The sequence below is a fragment of the Hydrogenophaga bisanensis genome, from assembly GCF_042665135.1.
GTDB lineage: Bacteria > Pseudomonadota > Gammaproteobacteria > Burkholderiales > Burkholderiaceae_C > Hydrogenophaga > Hydrogenophaga bisanensis.
Genome location: NZ_JBHTBX010000003.1, coordinates 91858 through 110254, shown reverse-complemented (window position 1 = coordinate 110254; position 18397 = coordinate 91858). Strand labels below are relative to the sequence as shown.

Genomic DNA, 18397 nt, shown 5'->3' with positions numbered 1-18397 from the left:
TTTTTGCATGAACCGGTAGGCCCGCGCGAGATTTGGTTTCACAATGCGGGTATCGCCCTCCAGGAACGGGGGTGTTCCTGCACGACATGCCCACGACCCACAGCCCGCTTTTTGAAGCCTGCCTGCAGCAAGCCCTCGTCCAGTCACGAGAGTGGGTGCCTCGCTGGTTGTCCAAGCTCTCCGAGAGCCTCCAGATCAAGGAGGCGGCGGCGTTCAACGCCCAGGACAAGCATCAGTATCACCAGTCGCACAAGGTGCTGGCGTCCTATCGTGATCTGGTCGCGGCCCGGTTCATCGAGATGTTGGCCACCGCATTACCCCAGGAGGGCGCGGGGCTGTCCGATGCCGCTGGCAAGGTCAGGCGCCTCGATCACCTGAGCCTGGATGACCTGGAACTGATGGATGACCATCAGGTGCATGAGACGGTGGAGCAGGGGCGCGTCCTGCAGATCGTCAAGATGGCCGTGGACGAGGAACTCGTGGCGTTCAACGCGCTGCTCAGCCGCACCCGCGGCCTCTCGGTGGTGCGACCCGATGCCAACCCCCTGCGCCCGGATGTGCTGGTGCAGTCGCTGATGAAGGCGCTGGACTCGCTGCATGTGGACGCGGCCATCCGGTCCCACTGGTTTCATTGCGGGGCCGTGGCGCTGGGGCAGGAGGTTCTGCAGTTCTATCGGGACCTGTCGGGATGGCTGGCGCAGCAGGGGGTGCAGCCCGCGGGCTATGTGGTGACCCAGCTGCCGGATCCGAAAGTGCCTCCTGCCCGTCCTGCTGCGGGTGAGGCACAGGTGATGGCGGGTCGGCGGGTCGATGCCCCCGATGAGCTGCTGACGCTGGATCACCTGCACCACCTGCTGGTGGGCAACCTGGAGGAGAGCGGCGCCCAGGTGACCGACCAGGGGGTGTCCGGTTCAGGCAACGCCATGGTCAAGACCCTGGCGGCCGAGGTGGTGTCGCTGATGATGCGCAACATCACCGACGACGTTCGCCTGCTGACGCCCATCCGGGACATGCTGGGTACCCTCAAGCCCGCGTTGTTGCAGATGGCCCGCAATGACCCCCGGTTCTTCGCCGACCGCCAGAACCCGGCCAGGCGCCTGCTGGAAGCCATCACCGAGCGGGCGATGGCATTCACCAGCGAACAGGATCCCGGATTCACGGCCTTTGCGGAGCTCGTTCGTGAGAGTGTGGGTGTTCTGCAGTCCGATGGCCCCCAGATGAAGGAGCGGCTGGAACGCCAGTTCGCCCGGCTCAAGCAGGTGGCCAATCCCGCCATGGCGCCCACGCGGGGACAGGCCGTGCAGACGCTGGTGAAGGTGGAGCAGCGAAATCTCCTGGCGCAGCGGGTGGCCTCGGAAATGGAGGCCCGCAATGACTTTGCGCGAGCCCCCGGGGTGGTCCGCCGCTTCCTGACCGGGCCCTGGGCGCAGGTCGTGGCCCAGGCCCGTCTGGAAGCCAACGCGCCGGGGATCGATCTTCCGGAGGATGCGCCAGCCCAGCGCTACATGGCCATCCTGCCCGACCTGCTGTGGTCCAGCCAGCTGGCCTTGGCCAGTCGAAATCGTCCGCGCCTGATCAAGGTCATCCCGCCGATGCTGCGCACCCTGCGGGAAGGGCTGGACAGCATCGACTACCCGCGAACGCAGAGCGAGTCTTTTTTCCAGGCCCTGATGGGGCTGCACGAGGCGGCCTACAAGACACAGCACCGTGAGCTGTCGGTGCAGCCCGAGCCCGAGGTCAGCGTGCTGGATGACGACGCGGACGATGCCTGGTTGAGACCCGAGGAGGCCAAGGAAACCGGGTTCATGGACGACCTGGAGTCCACCACACAGCCCGCTTTCGAGGAAACCCAGCCGATGTCCCGCGACTGGCAGGACATCCGCACCGAGTCCGAGGGCAGCAGCGCCCTGCCGATGTCTGTGGGTACCTGGGTGGATCTCTGGCGCGAGGACCGGGCGGTGCGCTGCCAGCTGACCTGGGCCAGCCCGCACGGCACGATGTTCCTGTTCAACGCGGTCAACGGGCAGTCCATTTCGCTGACGCGTCGTGGCCTCAACCACGTCCTTGAGACCGGGCGGTTGCGGGTGGTGGCGCGCCACGGCACCGTGGACGATGCCCTGGACGCGGTGGCCCGTCAGGCCTGGATCAACAGCATGAAGGCCTGAGGCCTTCTCATCCCTGGATGCGTTGCAGCTTCTTGCGAACGAGCTGGATGTTGGCGCGCAGCGCGTAGAGTTCGTCGGCGTACAGCAGCGGCACCACCACTTTCTGTACCTTGCTTTCCAGCTCGTCCAGCGCATCGAGCAGCGCGGGCAGGCTGCGGGTGCCGTTGTCGTGATCCTGTTCAATGCCGCGCAACTCGGCATACCAGCGGAACACGCGGGAGCGGATGCGGAAGGTATAGAGCGGTGGCACGATGCGTGACAGTGGAAGGGCCAGCGCAATGATCAGACCCATGGCCAGCCACATGCGCTCAACCAGGTTGGCCAGCCAGAAGGGCAGGTAGCGCTGCAGGAAGGGCGGGCCGTTTCGGATGGCACGCACGGCCTCGGGCGACAGGGGCACCTCGCTGTGTTGCAGGCTGGGGTACTGGCGAGCCCGGCTGAACCAGCTGGCCCCGCCGTGCAGCCCCGTGGCGGTCTGCGCAAACAGCTGAAGGATGGCCGGGTGGGTCCGTGAACCCGCCAGCAGGCTGGTGGTGGACGCCACCAGCCGCATGTCCTCGGGCGGGTTGTTTGCCGCCAGATCGACCACGCCCTGAGGCAGCACGACGGGGGTAAGGTAGCCAAAGCGGCGGCCATAGGCCTCGTTCTGGCCAAAATCCATCAGTCGCACACCCGGGGTCTGCAGCAGCATCTGAACGATGAGCGACTCGGGGGCCGAGGCGAACACCACGGCATCTAGCTCTCCGTCCAGAAACGCGACCGTGGCCGGTGTCTGGGCCATTTCGCTGAGGATGAGGTCGTCCGGGTCGATGCGGTTCGCGTCGAGCAGGGTGCCAAACAGCCGAGGGACGCCGCTGCCGGCGGTACCCACATTGACGCGCCAGCCACGCAGGTCCGACAGGTTGGACAGGCCGCCGTCTTCCGAGATGCGGCGGGCGGAGTCTTCCCGGTAAAACAGCCAGAGGGGTTCGACAAACAGGCTGCCCAGCGAGACCACGCTCTCCTCGTCGTCGTAGGCGATGTCGGCGCTTCCGCCCTGGACAAAGCCCAGGTCGGCGTCACCGTCCCGCAGCAGGCGCAGGTTGTCGGACGATCCTTCCGTGCGCATCAGTTCGACCGTGATGCCATAGCGGGCCAGGGCCTGCTGGTAACGCTTGCCAAATTCGTCGTAGGCGCTTTGTTCGGGGCCGGTGGCCAGCACGACGCGCTTGGGGGGCGTCGGGTCCAGCCACCAGTAGGCCAGCACCAGCAGGGCGACCGTCAGGATGGCAAACGGCCCGATGGAGACGAGCAGGTCGCGCAGCGACAGCAGGGTGTATCGGATGTTCGCGGGCATCCCGCGACATTAGCACGCCTGCTGCCGCCCTCCGCGCACCCGGGTGTATCAGGGTGTCTTCTTTTCGATCCGGGTGACCCAGTAGGCCCCTTGACGCTGCTCGGCAGTGAAGCGCACCTGATCACCGGGCTGCAGTGGTCCGATCAGGGCAGCGTCTTCGACCTGGAAGGCCATGCTCATGGGCGGCATGTCCAGATTGGCGATGGGGCCGTGGCGCAGCGTGACTTTGCGTGCGGCAGGGTCCACGCGACGGACCTCTGCCTCGGCCCAGGGCAGGCTGTCGGTGGGCGCCGGTGTGTCGGCCGACACGGAGGTGGTGCCGTGGTGTTGGGCATGGGCCTGTGCCAGGGCGCCAGTGGACGCCAGCATGAGCGCCGACAGGGCGAGCCCGGTGACAAGGGATTTCATGGTTTGCGTTCCTCGGGTGATGTCAGCTGCGGAAGTAGGACTGGTACACGCGGCTGCTGCCGTCTTTCTGAACCAGCACGACGTCGTACGGGTCCTGACGGCCGCCGTACTCGGGCCCGTCCATGCCCGGACTGCCCACGGGCATGCCGGGCACCGACAGTCCCAGTGCGGCGGGTTTTTCCTTGAGCAGGCGCCGGATCTCGCGGGCATTGACGTGGCCTTCGATGACATATCCACCGATCAGGGCGGTGTGGCATGAGGCGTACTTCATGGGCATGCCCAGGCGCTGACGCATGGCGGTGTTGCCGGTGTCGTGCAGTCGAACGCGAAAGCCGTCGCGCTCCAGATAGGCGATCCAGTCCTTGCAGCAGCCGCAGTTGGGGTCCTTCCAGACATCCATGGTGGGGAGGTCCTGGGCCTGCAGTCCGGTGGCGGTGCCCACCAGTCCGGCCACGGCAGCCAGCATGAGTTCTCGTCGTTTCATTGGGTTCTCCTTGGGGTTCAGGGGCGCGAGGCGGGCTTGACGCGGATGGTGCCCCGCATGCCGGCCTCGAAGTGGCCGGGGATCAGGCAGGCGAACTCGAAGTCGCCCGGCCGGTTGAAGGTCCAGACGATCTCGCCCCGCTGGCGCGGCGGCACATGGGCCATGTAGGGTTCATCGTGCTCCATGTTCGGGTGCTTCCTCATGAGTTCGGCATGGGCCTGCAACTCTTCGCGGGTACCGATGACGATCTCATGCATCACCTGCCCCCGGTTGACAGCACGCAGACGCAGCGTTTCTCCCTCGGTCACCTCCAGATGGGCGGGGGAAAAGCGCATGTCGTCGGTCATGCGGATCTCGATGGTGCGCCGGGCTTCGTCCGCTGCGGCACCGATGCCCCAGGGTTTCTGCTCCCGGATGACCGGGCCTGTGCCCTGGTGATGCGGCCGATCGCCATGGGCATAGCCCACGGCGGGCCAGGTAGCCGAGGCAAGCACGGCAGCCGTCAGCAAGGTCCACTGCCGACGGGTGGTGCGAGCTGAAGCGTCCATGCGGGTCGGGTGCTTCGTGGTTGGGGATGTTTCAATGGTGTCCATGATGTCCTTGGGGTTTGCGAGCTGTGCCCGCAGGCGCTGCCTTGGTGTCAGGTGAGGGGGCTTTGGGTGGCGTGGGTGCGGATGCCACCTCGCGCGACTGGGTGCCGGGCGGCATGGCATACCAGCCCGGGTCCCGGTAGTCGCCGGCCGCCAGATCGGCCCGCACCTTGAGGGTGGTGAACATGCCCCCCATCTCGATGGGGCCGTAAGGCCCGGTGCCGGTCATCATCGGGAAGGTGTTGGCAGGCAGCTCCATTTCCATCTCGCCCATGTCGGCCATGCCGCGCTCGCCCATGACCATGTAGTCCGGATTGACCTTTTGCAGGCGGCCCACCAGGCCCCGGTGGTCGGCACCGATCATGGTGGGCACGCCGTGGCCCATGGCACCCATGGTGTGGTGGCTCTTGTGGCAGTGCATGGCCCAGTCGCCCGGTTCGTCGGCGATGAACTCGATCTGCCGCATCTGGCCGACCGCCACGTCGGTGGTCACCTCCGGCCAGCGCGCCGATTTCGGTACCGGACCGCCGTCGGTGCCCGTGACCTCGAACTCGATGCCGTGGATGTGGATCGGGTGGTTGGTCATGGTCAGGTTGCCCACGCGCACGCGAACGCGGTCGTTCAAGCGTGCCACCAGCGGACTGATGCCCGGAAACACACGGCTGTTCCAGGCCCAGATGTTCTGCTCCAGCATCGTGTTGACCTGTGGCGTCATGCTGCCCGGCTGCACGTCGAAGGCATTTAGCAAGAAGCAGTAGTCGCGCTGGACCTCCTGGATCAGCGGATGCCGACCCTTGGGGTGTGTGACCCAGAAGCCCATCATGCCCATGGCCATCTGCACCATCTCGTCGGCGTGCGGGTGGTACATGAAGGTGCCGGGCCGCTTCGCTTCGAACTCATAGACGAAGGTCTTGCCGGGCGGGATCTGCGGCTGGTTGAGGCCGCCCACTCCGTCCATGCCGTTGGGCAGGCGCTGGCCATGCCAGTGGATGGTGGTGTGTTCGGGCAGGCGGTTGGTCACGAAGATGCGGACCCGGTCGCCTACGACCACCTCGATGGTAGGGCCCGGGCTCTGGCCGTTGTAGCCCCACATGTTGACCAGGAAGCCGGGCGCCATCTCGCGCACCACGGGCTCGGCCACCAGGTGGAACTCCTTGACCCCCTGGTTCATGCGCCAAGGCAGCGTCCAGCCGTTCAGGGTGACCACCGGCTGGTAGGGCCGACCGGCGCCGGTGACGCCTGGGGGCGTCCAGGGGGCGGCGGTGTCCGCCGAACTCTGCTGTACGGCCTCAGGCAGGGCTGCCAGGGCCACGCGGCTGACGCTGGTGGCGGCGACCGCTCCCAGCGCGGCACCCGCAAAAAAGTGTCGTCGTTGCATGTCAGTGTCCCTCCGGTGCGTTGCCGCTCGCGCCGCCGTCTCCGGCTGTCTGTGCTCCTGGGTAATGGCCACCCGCCAGCAGGCTTCGCCAGTCGGCCTCGGCCTGCCAGTAGCGGTGGCGTGCCTGGGTGGCCTCATCCAGGGCGGCCAACCGGTCGCGGGCGGCCGCCAGCAGATCCCAGGTGCTCATGAGCATGCCGTTGTAGCGGAGCAGGGTTTCCTGTTCGATCAGACGCTGGCGCGCCACCAGCTCGTCCTGCGCCAGCCTGGCCAGGGCGTGATGGGCCTGCAAGGCCGCCTCGGCCTCACGCACCTGGGATCGGCGTAGGGTAGCCTCTCGCAGGAGCTCGCCACGCAGCTCGGCGGTGTGGGGAATCCGGTGGTTGTTGAAAAGCCGGCGGTCATGGATCGCCGGTGCGTCACCCATGACGGTGTTGTCTTTGCCTCGGAGGTCGCGGGCCGCCCGATCGGTGGCGTCGTCCCAGGCGTCCATCCCTGGCAACGGCAGCGCACTGTCCAGCTTGGCTCGCAGGGTGTCCAGCCCGGGCCACCGGGCCAGGGCCTGGGCTTGCGCATCGGGCGCTTGCGGGACCTGTGCGGGCGCGGCCGGCAGCTGTGGTGGAAGACGGCCGGTCAGGCCGTTGGCCTCGGTGTTGTCCCAGACGCCTGTCAGCCGGGCGAGCTGCTCCAGGCGCACCCGACGCTCCAGCGCAGTGGCCATCCAGCCCTGGCGGGCCCGGGTCTCGATCAACTGCTCCCGCAGCTGCCGTGCCTGGCTCCAGTTGCCGGCCTGGACCATGCGTTGCCCCAGCTCGGCGCCCAGCCTGGCGTTCTCCAGCACCTCGGCCGCGATGCGGTGGCGCTCGTGGGCGGTAACCGCCGCCAGCCAGGCCGTCTGCACCTGCCGGACGTGGTCCGCCCAGCGCGACTGCAGCCGGACTCGCTCGGCCGGCGCCAGGTCAGGGCTGGCCAGCAGGTCGGGATGCAGCCGCAGGGAACGTTGCAGGGCTTCGGCCAGTGTGAAGGTTGTTGCGGCGGACGGGGCTGTCGTCTGTGGTGCTGAAGGGGTCGCCGCTTCCCACTTGAGCAGGTCCGCATGACCGCGGGGAAACTCGGCGACCCGCGCATTGGCGCGTTGCCAGGCTGCCAGGGCCTGAGCCCGGTTGACCGCGGGGGCAGGACCGGTGTCGACGGGCGTGGACGGCCACGTCAGTGGATCCATGGGTGATACCGGGGTCGCCGGGTTGGCCACCGCCAGCGCGTCCGGGGCACCTGACGGGGATGGGGTGACGGCCAAAGCCGTGGTGCTGCCCAGCCATGCGGCCAGCAGCATGGGCAGGTAGCGGGTCCGGGGATGCCGGTGCCTGCACCCCGCATGGGATGAATGTCCGAAGGACATGGGGATCTCCTGATGTCTTCTCAACCAGCGCCCGATCGATCGAACAGTCGATCAATGGACGCACCAAGGGTAGGAAAACTCAGGCGATGGGTGGGCGCGAATCGCGCGATGGCCAGGCGCTGGCAAACGGCATCAAGCGCGGCGGTATCGGGCTTCGCAGTTGCTCGGGCAGGTGCAGCTGAAGCACCGTGGTGCTGAGCGCCGGCACGTTGCAGATGTCGCAGAGCAGGTGGCTGGGGTGGGATACGGCTTCGTGCGCGTCACCCTGCGCATGATGATCGGCAGGCTCCGAGGACACCGACGCGTGGCAGGGAGGAGCCGCAGTCGGCGGCTGAACTGCCGTGGTCACGGCACCGGCGGCGGGATCCAGTGCCAGCATCGAGGTCAGCATGACACCACCCGCCCACGCCCGCAGGGGGAGCAGAAGCAGCATCAGGATGACGAGCCAGCGGCGCATGTTTGAATGATACGCGCGCGGTGAAGTTGGTTCCCGGCGAGGGTTTATCCGCTGGTCCGCTGGGCGGTAGCCTTGTCAATCCACAGCTGAAGGCTCTGGATCAGCTCGCTTTGGCTGAACGAACAGCTTTCTTCCGTGAACAGGGCACTCGATTCCAGTCGGTCCAGCAGGCTGCGCCAAACCTCGCCGTATCGCGGGGGCAGGGTGGCCAGCAATGCGTCTACCTGCCGGGCCGCGGTGGCGAAGGTCTGCAGATCCGTCTGCCCCGACCGGAAGCCCTCCAGCAGGGCTTTCAGGGATTCCAGTGTCTGGTCACTCATGTGGCGTCGGTGGGTCGGTCAGTGGCCCAGAATCTTGGACAGGAAATCCTGGCTGCGCTCGTTCTGGGGGTGATTGAAGAATTCTTCTGGCGTATTCTGCTCGACCACCTGACCTTGGTCCATGAAGATGACGCGGTCGGCCACCGCCTTCGCAAAGCCCATTTCGTGGGTCACGCACAGCATGGTCATGCCCTGATCGGCCAGGCCGATCATGACGTCCAGCACTTCCTTGATCATTTCCGGATCGAGCGCCGAGGTGGGTTCGTCGAACAGCATGATCTTGGGCTTGAGGCAAAGGGCCCGCGCAATCGCCACGCGCTGCTGCTGACCGCCGGACAGCTGCAGCGGGTACTTGTGGGCGTGCTCGGCAATGCGCACCCGCTCCAGCTGGGCCATGGCCTTGTCGATCGCTTCGTTGCGCGGCATCCGTGCCACCCAGGTGGGCGAGAGGATCAGGTTTTCCAGCACGGTCAGGTGGGGGAAGAGGTTGAACTGCTGGAACACCATGCCCACCTCGCGGCGCACGCGGTCGATGCCCTTGAGGTCGTCACCGACGACAGTACCGTCGACCGTCAGCTGTCCTTCCTGATACTCCTCCAGCGCGTTGACGCAACGGATCAGGGTTGATTTGCCGGACCCGGACGGGCCGCAGATGACCACCTTCTCGCCCTTGGCGAAATCGAGGTTGATGTCGCGCAGCACGTGGTAGCCGTTGCTGGCGTACCACTTGTTGACCTTGTCGAAGCGGATGATGGGAGCTTCCTGGGCGCTCATGGTGTGGTTCTCTGGCTCGAAAGGGGATGGGGTGTCATCTGACCTTGCTCACGGCGGTGCGGGCTTCCACCCACAGGCTGTAGCGCGACATGGCAAAGCAGAACACGAAATAAATGAGGGTGATGAACAGGTAGGCCTCGATCTTGAACGGACGCCAGTCCGCGTCGGAGTTGAGGGCCAGCGAGAGCGCACCGGTCAGCTCGTACAGCGAGACGATGGTCACCAGGGAGGTGTCCTTGAACATGCCGATGAAGGTGTTCATCAGCGAGGGCACCACCATGGCCAGGGCCTGCGGCAGCACGATCTTGCGCTGGGTCTGCCAGTAGGTCAGGCCCAGGGTCGCGGCTGCCTCGGTCTGCCCCTTGGGCAGGGCCTGGAGGCCGCCCCGCACGACTTCAGCCATGTAGGCGGCTGAGAACAGGGTGATGCCCACGATGACGCGGATGAGCACGTCGATCGTCACGCCATGCGGCATGAACAGGGGCAGCATGAACGAGGCCATGAACAGCACCGTGATCAGGGGCACGCCGCGGATCAGCTCCACGTACAGGGTGCAGATGGTGCGGATGGCCGGCATGGTCGATCGCCGTCCCAGGGCCACGAAGATGGACAGCGGAAAGGCCAGCGTCATCGAAATGACGGTGAGCATCACCGTCAGGGGCAGGCCGCCCCACTGGTCGGTCGGTACCTCGGTCAGGCCCAGCATGCCGCCCTTCATGAGGGTGAAGTACACCGCCAACATCACGAGCCAGGCCAGGGGCAGCCAGCGGTTCCAGAACCGTGGCATGCAGCTGGCACCCACCACCAGCAGCATCAGGGTGGTGGCAATCACCGGCCGCCAGTGTTCGGTGTCGGGGTAGCGGCCCATGACGATCAGGCGCCCCTTTTCGGCGATCACACCCCAGCAGGCGCCCAGGCCACGTGCGTTGTTGCAGGCTTCCAGGTGGGCGCCGAAAACGGCGCGCGCCACGGCCCAGTCAAACGCATGCGAGATCGACCAGGCCAGCAAGGCGACCGTGGCCAAGGTCATCAGGCTGTTGATCGGGCCGCTGAACAGGTTGGCGCGAAGCCAGGCCACGATGCCGGTGCGCCGACCGGGCATTGGCCGGGCCGTGATCGGCTGGAACTGGGAGGAGTTGGTGGACGACATCTCAGCGCTCCTGAATGGCCGCGCGGGCGTTGAACCAGTTCATCAGTGCCGAGGTGATCAGCGACAGGGTCAGGTAAACCAGCATCACGATGGACAGCGCTTCGATGGCCCGACCGGTCTGGTTGAGCGTGGTGTTGGCGATGGACACCAGCTCGGGGTAGCCAATGGCCACGGCCAGGGATGAGTTCTTGGTCAGGTTCAGGTACTGGCTCGTCAGCGGCGGAATGATCACGCGCAGGGCCTGCGGCAACACCACCAGGCGCATGGATTGGCGCTTGGTCAGCCCCAGCGACGCGGCGGCCTCGTGCTGGCCCAGCGACACGGACGCAATGCCCGAGCGGACGATTTCGGCGATGAAGGCGGCGGTGTACAGCACCAGGCCGATCAGCAGGGCCAGGTACTCGGGGGTGACCGATGCACCGTTCTCGATCTGGAAGGTGCCGCGCACCGGCAGGCTCCATTCGTTGGGAGCGCCGCCGGCCAGCCAGCCGACGATGGCCATGCCCACGATCAGGGCCAGGCCCACCAGGGCCACAGGCCGCTGCTGACCGGTCTGGTCAAACAGGCGACGCGAGCGTCGGGCGTATAGCCATGCGGCCACGACACCCAACAGACCCCCGGCCATGGCCAGGTTCTGTCCCAGGAGCCATACCGGCCAGGGGAAGGAGAAGCCGTTCTTGCTCAGGTAGAAGTGCCCGATCTGCCAGAGCTCGTCGTAGCTGGGCAGCACCTCGGTGAACACGATGTACCAGATCAGCAGTTGCAGGTAGATCGGGACATTGCGGAAGAACTCGACGTAGGCATAGCACAGCTTGCGCACCAGCCAGTTGGCCGAATACCGGCCGACACCGACCAGGGTGCCCACGATGGTGGCCAGGAGGATGCCGACGACCGCCACCTTGAGCGTGTTGGCCATGCCGATGGCAAAAGCGGTCCAGTAGGTGCTGGTGATCTCGTAGGGGATCAGCGTCTCGCTGACGTCGAAGCCGAAGGGCTGGTTGAGGAAGTCGTAGCCGCTCTGGATGCCGCGCTCGCGCATGTTGGCCAGCGTGTTGCGCACCAGCAGTGCAATCGCACCGATCACCGACAGGATGGCGACCACCTGGTAGATCACGCTGCGACCTTCGCGGCTGCGCCAGGAAATCGATCGGCGCTTGCGGGCCGGCTGAGGTCGTGCCTCGATCATGGAAGGAGAGCTCATGCTTTCAGGGTGTCAGGCTTGTTGCGGGTAGCACTGGGCCTGCCACCGGGGTCGTCCCCGGTGGCAGGTTGCGCCTGGACAGGGTCTGAACAGGTCAGCGCAGAGGCGCTGCGTACATCAGGCCGCCGTTGGTCCAGAGGTTGTTGCGGCCGCGCGGCAGGTTGATCGAGGTCTTGGGACCGACGTTGCGCTCGAAGATCTCACCGTAGTTGCCCACGGCCTTGAGGGAGCGGGCCAGCCACTCCTTGTCCAGACCCAGGTGCTTGCCCAGGTCTTCGGTGTTGCCCAGCATGCGGCCGATCTGGGGATCGGTGCTGGACTTCATCTGGTCGACATTGGCCTGGGTGATGCCGTACTCCTCGGCTTCGATCAGGCCATTGAGCACCCACTTGGCAATCGCGAAGAACTCGTCGTCTCCCCGGCGCACCATCGGGCCCAGGGGCTCCTTGGAAATCAGGTCGGGCAGCACGACGTGGGCCGCGGGGTCCTTGGCTTCCTTGGCACGCACCGAGGCCAGACCCGAGGCGTCGGTGGTGTAGGCCTGGCAGCGGCCGGAGAAGTAGGCGTTGGTGGCGGCTTCGACCTTCTCGAACACCACCGGCTTGATGTTCAGGTTGTTGGCGCGCGAGAAATCGGTCAGGTTCTTCTCGGTGGTGGTGCCCGACTGCACGCACACCGTGGCGCCCTTGAGCTGTTTGGCGCTGGTGACCTTGCCCTTGGGCACCATGAAGCCCTGGCCGTCGTAGTAGCTGACGCCGACGAAGTGCAGGCCCAGCGAGGCGTCGCGGTTGAGGGTGTTGGTGGTGTTGCGCGAGAGCACGTCCACCTCGCCGGATTGCAGGGCCGTGAAGCGCTGCTGGGCGTTCAGGGGCACCCATTTGACCTTCGTGGCATCGGAGAGGATGGCCGCCGCCAGCGCACGGCAGTAGTCCACATCCAGGCCGGTCCAGTTGCCATTGCTGTCGGCCTGGGAGAAGCCCGCCAGACCGGTGTTCACGCCGCACACCACCTGCCCACGCTGCTTGATGGCGTCCAGGGTCTTGCCGGCGTGGGCTGGCAGGCTGGCCAGTGCGGTCAGGGCGCCCAGCGCCAGGGCGGTGAACTTCAGGGATTTGAGTTTCATGCGTCTCTCCGTGTTGTAGGAAAAGGGAACCGTTGCCACCGGGACTGCACCGGTTGGGTGCACCTGCAGACAGCAGGCAGACTGTAGTGGTGCCGTGCATGCCTCGACATCGGGGTTTACGTGGGAAATCCATGCAAAGCACGCATGAAGCCGTGCGTTGATCGGAATGCCTGCCAAGGTCGCTGCACGTTTCGTGCCATCCTGTGTCTGCGCCCATCGGGCGTGTCTCGTCCCGATCGCGACAAGCCCGGGTTCTCGTCGGCGCCGGGGGCCGATATGCTTGTTTTCAGCCCATTGGGGATCACCACAAGACAGGAGACAGACACATGCCCGAACTGGACACGGACAGCACCCGCCAGGCCGTCAGACCGCATCACCGTTTCTGGCCCAAGCGCTTGCCGCATGCCCTGACGCCGCCGGCCACCTCGCTGTGGCACAACCTGGCGGTCAATGCCCACCGCTACCCGGACAAGCCCGCCCTGGTGTTCTTTGACCGCACCACCAGCTACCGCACCTTGCATAACCAGGCCGAACGTCTGGCGGCACATCTGCATGCCCAGGGCGTGGGAGCCGGCGACCGGGTGATCCTGTTCATGCAGAACTGCCCCCAATGGGTGGTGGCGCATTTCGCCATCCTGCGGGCGAATGCCGTGGTGGTGCCGGTCAATCCCATGAACCGGGCCGAGGAGCTCAAGCACTACATCACCGACCCCGATGCCAAGGTGGCCATCTGCGCCGCCGATCTGGCCGGTGAACTGCTCAAGGCCAATGCCGAGTTGCCTGAACAGGACCGGCTGCGGCATCTGGTCGTCTCGCACTACCACGATGCCATGGGACCGCAGGCCGAGATGCCTGGCGCCTGGACCGACTGGCTGCAGACGCGCCATCCCTTGCCCGCCATGCCGGGCGGCAGCGTGGCCGACTGGGCCGATGCACTGGCCTGCACCGACGAGCCGCCCGTGCACGACCGCAAGCCCGACGATCTGGCGGTCCTGCCTTACACCAGTGGCACCACCGGACTGCCCAAGGGCTGCATGCACACCCATGGCACGATCATGCACAACGCCGTGGCCGGCTGCGTGTGGGGCAACAGCACATCGGAGACCATCTCGCTGGTGGTGGTGCCCATGTTCCACATCACCGGCATGGTGGTGGGCATGCACGCCGGCCTGTACATCGGCGCGACGATCGTCATCATGCCGCGCTGGGACCGCGACCTGGCCGGTCGCCTGATTTCGGCCTGGCGTGTGACCAATTGGAGCAACATTCCCACCATGGTCATCGACCTGCTGGCCAGTCCACGCTTTGACCAGTACGACCTCTCCAGCCTGCTGTTCATCGGCGGGGGCGGTGCGGCCATGCCGCAGGCGGTGGCACAAAAGCTGCTGGATCTGTATGGTCTGCGGTATGCCGAAGGCTATGGGCTGACCGAGACGGCGGCCCCCTCGCACAACAACCCGCCCGATGCTCCCAAGCAGCAGTGCCTGGGCATTCCGTTCATGAGTGTGGACGCCCGTGTGGTGGACCCGGATACCCTCAAGGAGATGCCGGTGGGCGAGGCGGGCGAGATCATCATCCGTGGTCCCTCGGTGTTCAAGGGCTACTGGAAGCGTCCCGATGCCACCGAGGCGGCGTTTGTCACGTTCGAGGGCCGGCAGTTCTTCCGCTCAGGAGACCTGGGTCGGGTCGATGAGGATGGCTACTTCTTCATCACCGACCGTCTCAAGCGCATGATCAACGCCAGCGGCTTCAAGGTCTGGCCGGCCGAGGTCGAGGCCCTGATGTTCAAGCACCCGTCGATTGCCGAGGCCTGTGTCATCGCCACGCGCGACGACTACCGGGGCGAGTCGGTCAAGGCGGTGGTGGTGCTGCGCCAGGAGGCGCGCGGTCAGGTCAGCGAACAGGACATCGTCGACTGGTGCCGGGAGCACATGGCGGTCTACAAGGCACCGAAAGTGGTGCAGTTTGTCGATGCCTTGCCCAAGAGCGGCAGCGGCAAGGTCATGTGGCGCCTGCTGCAGGAGCAGGAGCCGGCATGAGCCCTGACGCACGGGGGAATGGCCGACGCCGGCACAATCGGGCATGGCATTCCAACTGTCCTCCCTGCGCCGGCTGTGGCAGCCGCGGCACCCCCTGTTCTGGCTGATCATTGGCCTGCAGTTGCTGTCTTCCTCCATGACGGCGGCGCTCCATGTGCTTCAGCCGCAGGGTCCGCTGCGGGCCGCGCTCGTGCTCTTTGCCCTCATCAACACCCTGGCGGGCTGGTGGCTGCTGGCCCGTCTCTGGCGCGAAACCGCGCCGCCCACCGGAGACAAGCATGTTCAAGGCCCTTCTGATCAACAAGAGCGATGACACCGGATACACCTGCACCCTGACCGATGTGGACGAGGCTTGCCTGCCGGCGGGCGACGTGACGGTGCGGGTTGACTGGTCCACCATCAACTACAAGGATGGCCTGGCCATCACCGGCAAGTCGCCCGTGGTGCGCAGTTTTCCGATGGTGCCGGGCATCGACTTTGCCGGCACCGTGACCGAGAGCGGTCATCCGCGCTGGAAGGCTGGGGATCGTGTGATCCTCAACGGCTTCGGCGTCGGCGAGACCCATTGGGGCGGGCTGGCGCAGGTCGCGCGGGTCAAGGGCGACTGGCTGGTGCCCCTGCCAGACGGGATGTCACCGCGCGAGGCCATGGCCACCGGTACCGCCGGCTACACGGCGATGCTGTGCGTGATGGCTCTGCACAAGCACTGGGCCGAGGCGGGCGTGGCACCGGGCAGCGGCGAGGTCCTGGTGACGGGCGCTGGCGGCGGTGTGGGCAGCGTGGCCATCGCCTTGCTGGCCGCGCAGGGTCACACCGTGGTGGCCTCGACGGGCCGGATGGCCGAAGCCGACTACCTGCGGGGTCTGGGAGCGGCCGACGTGATCGACCGGGCCAGCCTGTCGGCCGCCGGCAAGCCGCTGCAGAAGGAGCGCTGGATCGGGGTGGTGGACTCGGTGGGCAGCCACACCCTGGCCAATGCCTGTGCCAGCACCCGTTACGGCGGGGCGGTGGCCGCCTGTGGCCTGGCTCAGGGCATGGATCTGCCCGCCTCGGTCGCGCCATTCATCCTGCGTGGTGTCACGCTGTATGGCATCGACAGCGTGATGGCGCCGCCGGCTCGTCGGGAAGCGGCGTGGACGCAACTGGCCAAGGATCTGGATCGCCAGAAACTGGCGGCCCTGACCACCGAAACCGACCTGGCGGGAGCGCTGGAGGCCGCACCCCGGATTCTGGCCGGTCAGGTGCGCGGACGCCTGGTGGTGAACGTCAACGCCTGATCAGGCGTCGGCCGGCACGATGTGCCGGTAGGCATGCCAGGTGGCATGACCGATCACCGGGCCAGCGATGAACAGGCCCAAAAACACCGGCAGCATGGCCAGCAGGATGATGCCGGTGATCAGGGCGCCCCACAGCAGCATCACGCCCGGGTTCTGCAGGCACGCGCGGATGCTGGTCAGCCCGGCCGACACGGCATCGACCTGGCGGTCCATGATCATCGGAATGGAGATCACGCTGGTGACGAAGATGAGCGTGGCGAAGATGCCGCCCACCACGGTGTAGGTGATCAGAAAGCCCAGGTTTTCCGGGTCCAGCAGCATGGCCAGGAGGTTGGCCTTCTCGGGCATGGTGTTGAAGCTGACGGCAAACACCACCAGCGCGGCGCGTCCCCAGAGCATCTCCAGGATCAGCAGCACGCCGGCGAAGATCGCCATGGTGCCCTTGGTGGGCCGCCAGGCCTGAAGCGATGCCCGCAGCGACGGGCGGTGAGAGTGGGTTTGCATGGCCTTGCTGGCGTCGTACAGGCCCAGGCAGAGGAACGGCCCCATCAGCAGGAAGCCTGCACTGAGTGCCAGAACATACTCGGGTGAACTGCGGAAGACGGCCAGCAAGGCATGCCCCATGACAAAGAAGCAGAGCCCGTAAAACAGGCCAATGCGGGGGCAGCGCTGGAAGTCTGCCCAGCCCAGACGCAACCACTGGATGGGGTCGGACCAGGTCAGCGGGCGAAGCTCCAGCGAAAACACCGAGGACGCGGCACGCGCTTGAGCGCTGTCGTGGTCGGCACCGGATGCATGGCGGGTGTCGTCACCCGTCTCGTGGTGGGCATGAATGGCATCGGCCATGGTCGTCTCCTGATGTACGACCAATATAGGCCCTTTCGCACCGCGGCGGCGTCCATGATTTCCCTCAAGCGCCCGAAGTCACGCAGATCGGGATTTACCCTGATGAGGATGCCCGGTGGCGAGCTAGCGGACGCTCTGTGCCGCCTGGCCGGGGTCGCCGCTCGGGGTACTCGGCCTGCCGCCGCATGTGCAGCGCCAAGGCGGCGTCCTGGGTCTGCGCATGCTTGCCGAACCAGGCAGCCAGCTCAGAGGCCATCTCCCGCACCGCGCCATACTGCCCGCTGCGTGCCAGCGCCAGGCCTTCACGCAGCACATTGAGGACCACCCGGTGCTGCAGGATGTGGCTGTCGGCCGACGCAAAGCCCGAATGCCGCATCCAGTCATCCTCCCTGTCAAAGTGGGTGCGGGTGTGGTCGATCACCTCCACCCAGGCCTTCTCCAGGTTGGCGTCATCGGCGGCCTGTGCGGCCGCGAGCACGGCGATGAAATCCCGATGGACCGTGTCCATCGGCTCGTAGTCCAGCAACAGCTTGTCGGTCCAGACGATTGGCTCCATGTCGGGTCTCCTGTGACGCGTTCAAACCAGCTTGGCACCCTGGACACCCTGCGACCTTGATCCAGCGCAGAAAGTCTGAGGGTTGTCGAGGGCTGGCGGGGAGTCCTTGACGGAGGTCAGATGGTCGGTCGCTACACTGAACGCCCATGAGCACTCCCGCCTTCGATCCCCCGTATGTGTCCCTCGACCAGCGCGACTCGACCTTGCGTCGGTCAGGTTATGCCTTGCTGAGCCCCGACGACGTGTGCCGATGGCTGCCAGCGACCGAGCCTGAGCTGACCAGCCTGCACCAGGCCTGGGAAGACCTTCCCCCCGATGCGTATCTGAAAGACGGCGGGCGCTACCGCCGCCGGCGTCACAGCTGCTTCGTGGTCGACGGCGATCGGGTGGCATCGACCCCCCACCGGGCGCACTGGCAGCCCCTGGAATACAACGCGCTGCACGGTGGGATGCAGCGCTGGTTCGAGCCGATGCAGCCTCAGACCCTGGCGCTGCCGGTCTGGGACCGCATCCTGGTTCGCCTGGGGGAGGCCGTCTCCAGCTTGCACGGCGCACGCCCCTGGTTTGTCGAGGCGCACCCTTTCCGCATCGACACCACGGATGGCATCGGTCGCCCGACACCAGAGGGCGCGCACCGGGATGGTGTCGACCTGGTGGCGGTGTTCATGCTCGGCCGCCATGCCATCAAGGGTGGCGAGAGCCGTGTCTTCGAGGCCGAAGGACCTGCGGGCCAGCGCTTCACCCTGCTGCGGCCCTGGTCATTGCTGCTGCTGGACGACGCGCGGGTGATCCATGAGACCACGCCGATCCAGCCGCTGGTGGCGGGCGAACTGGGCTGGCGGGACACGCTGGTGCTGACCTACCGCCGGGATGGCTTCCAGGGTGATTGATCGC

General features: G+C 66.2%; 19 protein-coding genes. 5 read left to right on the top strand and 14 right to left on the bottom strand.

The annotated features are described in order from the left end of the window. Positions 1-86 precede the first annotated feature (86 nt). Positions 87-2165, top strand: a complete 2079-nt coding sequence (locus ACFQNJ_RS05875; protein ID WP_382254867.1) for a DUF1631 family protein — start codon at positions 87-89, stop codon at positions 2163-2165. 7 nt (positions 2166-2172) lie between these two features. On the opposite strand, the gene ACFQNJ_RS05870 is transcribed toward ACFQNJ_RS05875, so the two are convergent. The 12 genes from ACFQNJ_RS05870 to ACFQNJ_RS05815 all read right to left on the bottom strand — a co-directional run bounded on the left by ACFQNJ_RS05870 (position 2173) and on the right by ACFQNJ_RS05815 (position 12785). After that, the gene (locus tag ACFQNJ_RS05870) at positions 2173-3501 is read right to left on the bottom strand and encodes a TAXI family TRAP transporter solute-binding subunit (protein ID WP_382254864.1); all 1329 of its coding nucleotides are present in this window, start codon (positions 3499-3501) and stop codon (positions 2173-2175) included. Between the two features lie 48 nt (positions 3502-3549). Beyond that, positions 3550-3909, bottom strand: a complete 360-nt coding sequence (locus ACFQNJ_RS05865) for a copper-binding protein (protein ID WP_382254861.1) — start codon at positions 3907-3909, stop codon at positions 3550-3552. Between the two features lie 22 nt (positions 3910-3931). Next, positions 3932-4393, bottom strand: a complete 462-nt coding sequence (locus ACFQNJ_RS05860) for a DUF411 domain-containing protein (protein WP_382254858.1) — start codon at positions 4391-4393, stop codon at positions 3932-3934. Between the two features lie 17 nt (positions 4394-4410). Then, positions 4411-4941, bottom strand: a complete 531-nt coding sequence (locus tag ACFQNJ_RS05855; protein ID WP_374640596.1) for a cupredoxin domain-containing protein — start codon at positions 4939-4941, stop codon at positions 4411-4413. 31 nt (positions 4942-4972) lie between these two features. Next, positions 4973-6361 (bottom strand): multicopper oxidase family protein, encoded by a 1389-nt coding sequence (locus ACFQNJ_RS05850; RefSeq protein ID WP_382254856.1) that lies wholly within the window; start codon positions 6359-6361, stop codon positions 4973-4975. Position 6362: 1 nt separating this feature from the next. Then, positions 6363-7760, bottom strand: coding sequence for a hypothetical protein (locus ACFQNJ_RS05845; protein WP_382254854.1), 1398 nt, complete (start codon positions 7758-7760; stop codon positions 6363-6365). Positions 7761-7839: 79 nt separating this feature from the next. Beyond that, positions 7840-8217: a hypothetical protein gene (locus ACFQNJ_RS05840; protein WP_382254852.1), complete on the bottom strand. Its 378-nt coding sequence runs from the start codon at positions 8215-8217 to the stop codon at positions 7840-7842. A gap of 44 nt (positions 8218-8261) precedes the next feature. Next, on the bottom strand, positions 8262-8537 hold the full coding sequence (locus ACFQNJ_RS05835; protein WP_382254850.1) for a hypothetical protein: 276 nt from the start codon (positions 8535-8537) through the stop codon (positions 8262-8264). A gap of 18 nt (positions 8538-8555) precedes the next feature. Further along, complete coding sequence (locus tag ACFQNJ_RS05830; RefSeq protein ID WP_374640591.1) at positions 8556-9311, bottom strand: amino acid ABC transporter ATP-binding protein; 756 nt, start codon at positions 9309-9311, stop codon at positions 8556-8558. Positions 9312-9345: 34 nt separating this feature from the next. Then, positions 9346-10461: an amino acid ABC transporter permease gene (locus tag ACFQNJ_RS05825; protein WP_382254847.1), complete on the bottom strand. Its 1116-nt coding sequence runs from the start codon at positions 10459-10461 to the stop codon at positions 9346-9348. A 1-nt stretch (position 10462) separates the two neighbouring features. Beyond that, the gene (locus tag ACFQNJ_RS05820) at positions 10463-11662 is read right to left on the bottom strand and encodes an amino acid ABC transporter permease (RefSeq protein WP_382254844.1); all 1200 of its coding nucleotides are present in this window, start codon (positions 11660-11662) and stop codon (positions 10463-10465) included. A gap of 94 nt (positions 11663-11756) precedes the next feature. Then, the gene (locus tag ACFQNJ_RS05815; RefSeq protein ID WP_374640588.1) at positions 11757-12785 is read right to left on the bottom strand and encodes an amino acid ABC transporter substrate-binding protein; all 1029 of its coding nucleotides are present in this window, start codon (positions 12783-12785) and stop codon (positions 11757-11759) included. A gap of 326 nt (positions 12786-13111) precedes the next feature. Here ACFQNJ_RS05815 and ACFQNJ_RS05810 point away from each other — a divergent pair, with 326 nt between their 5' ends. Genes ACFQNJ_RS05810 through acuI form a run of 3 tightly spaced genes read left to right on the top strand, consistent with a single transcriptional unit; the run spans position 13112 to position 16101 of the window. Continuing rightward, a complete protein-coding gene (locus ACFQNJ_RS05810; protein WP_382254841.1) occupies positions 13112-14824 on the top strand; it encodes a long-chain fatty acid--CoA ligase in 1713 nt (570 codons plus the stop codon). Positions 14825-14867: 43 nt separating this feature from the next. Beyond that, positions 14868-15137 carry a hypothetical protein gene (locus ACFQNJ_RS05805; protein WP_382254838.1) on the top strand — a complete coding sequence of 90 codons (270 nt, stop codon included), beginning with the start codon at positions 14868-14870 and terminating at the stop codon, positions 15135-15137. Beyond that, positions 15103-16101: an acrylyl-CoA reductase (NADPH) gene (gene acuI / locus ACFQNJ_RS05800; RefSeq protein ID WP_382254836.1), complete on the top strand. Its 999-nt coding sequence runs from the start codon at positions 15103-15105 to the stop codon at positions 16099-16101. Before ACFQNJ_RS05805 ends, acuI begins: the two co-directional genes overlap by 35 nt. Here the strand turns inward: acuI and ACFQNJ_RS05795 are convergent, their stop codons facing one another. Together ACFQNJ_RS05795 and ACFQNJ_RS05790 are read right to left on the bottom strand one after the other, a co-directional pair. Continuing rightward, entirely contained in the window at positions 16102-16947 is an 846-nt protein-coding gene (locus ACFQNJ_RS05795) for a DUF2189 domain-containing protein (protein ID WP_382254833.1), read from the bottom strand. A 94-nt stretch (positions 16948-17041) separates the two neighbouring features. Further along, entirely contained in the window at positions 17042-17503 is a 462-nt protein-coding gene (locus ACFQNJ_RS05790) for a bacteriohemerythrin (protein ID WP_382254830.1), read from the bottom strand. A 146-nt stretch (positions 17504-17649) separates the two neighbouring features. Here ACFQNJ_RS05790 and ACFQNJ_RS05785 point away from each other — a divergent pair, with 146 nt between their 5' ends. Next, positions 17650-18393 carry a 2OG-Fe dioxygenase family protein gene (locus ACFQNJ_RS05785; RefSeq protein ID WP_382254828.1) on the top strand — a complete coding sequence of 248 codons (744 nt, stop codon included), beginning with the start codon at positions 17650-17652 and terminating at the stop codon, positions 18391-18393. Positions 18394-18397: the final 4 nt, after the last annotated feature.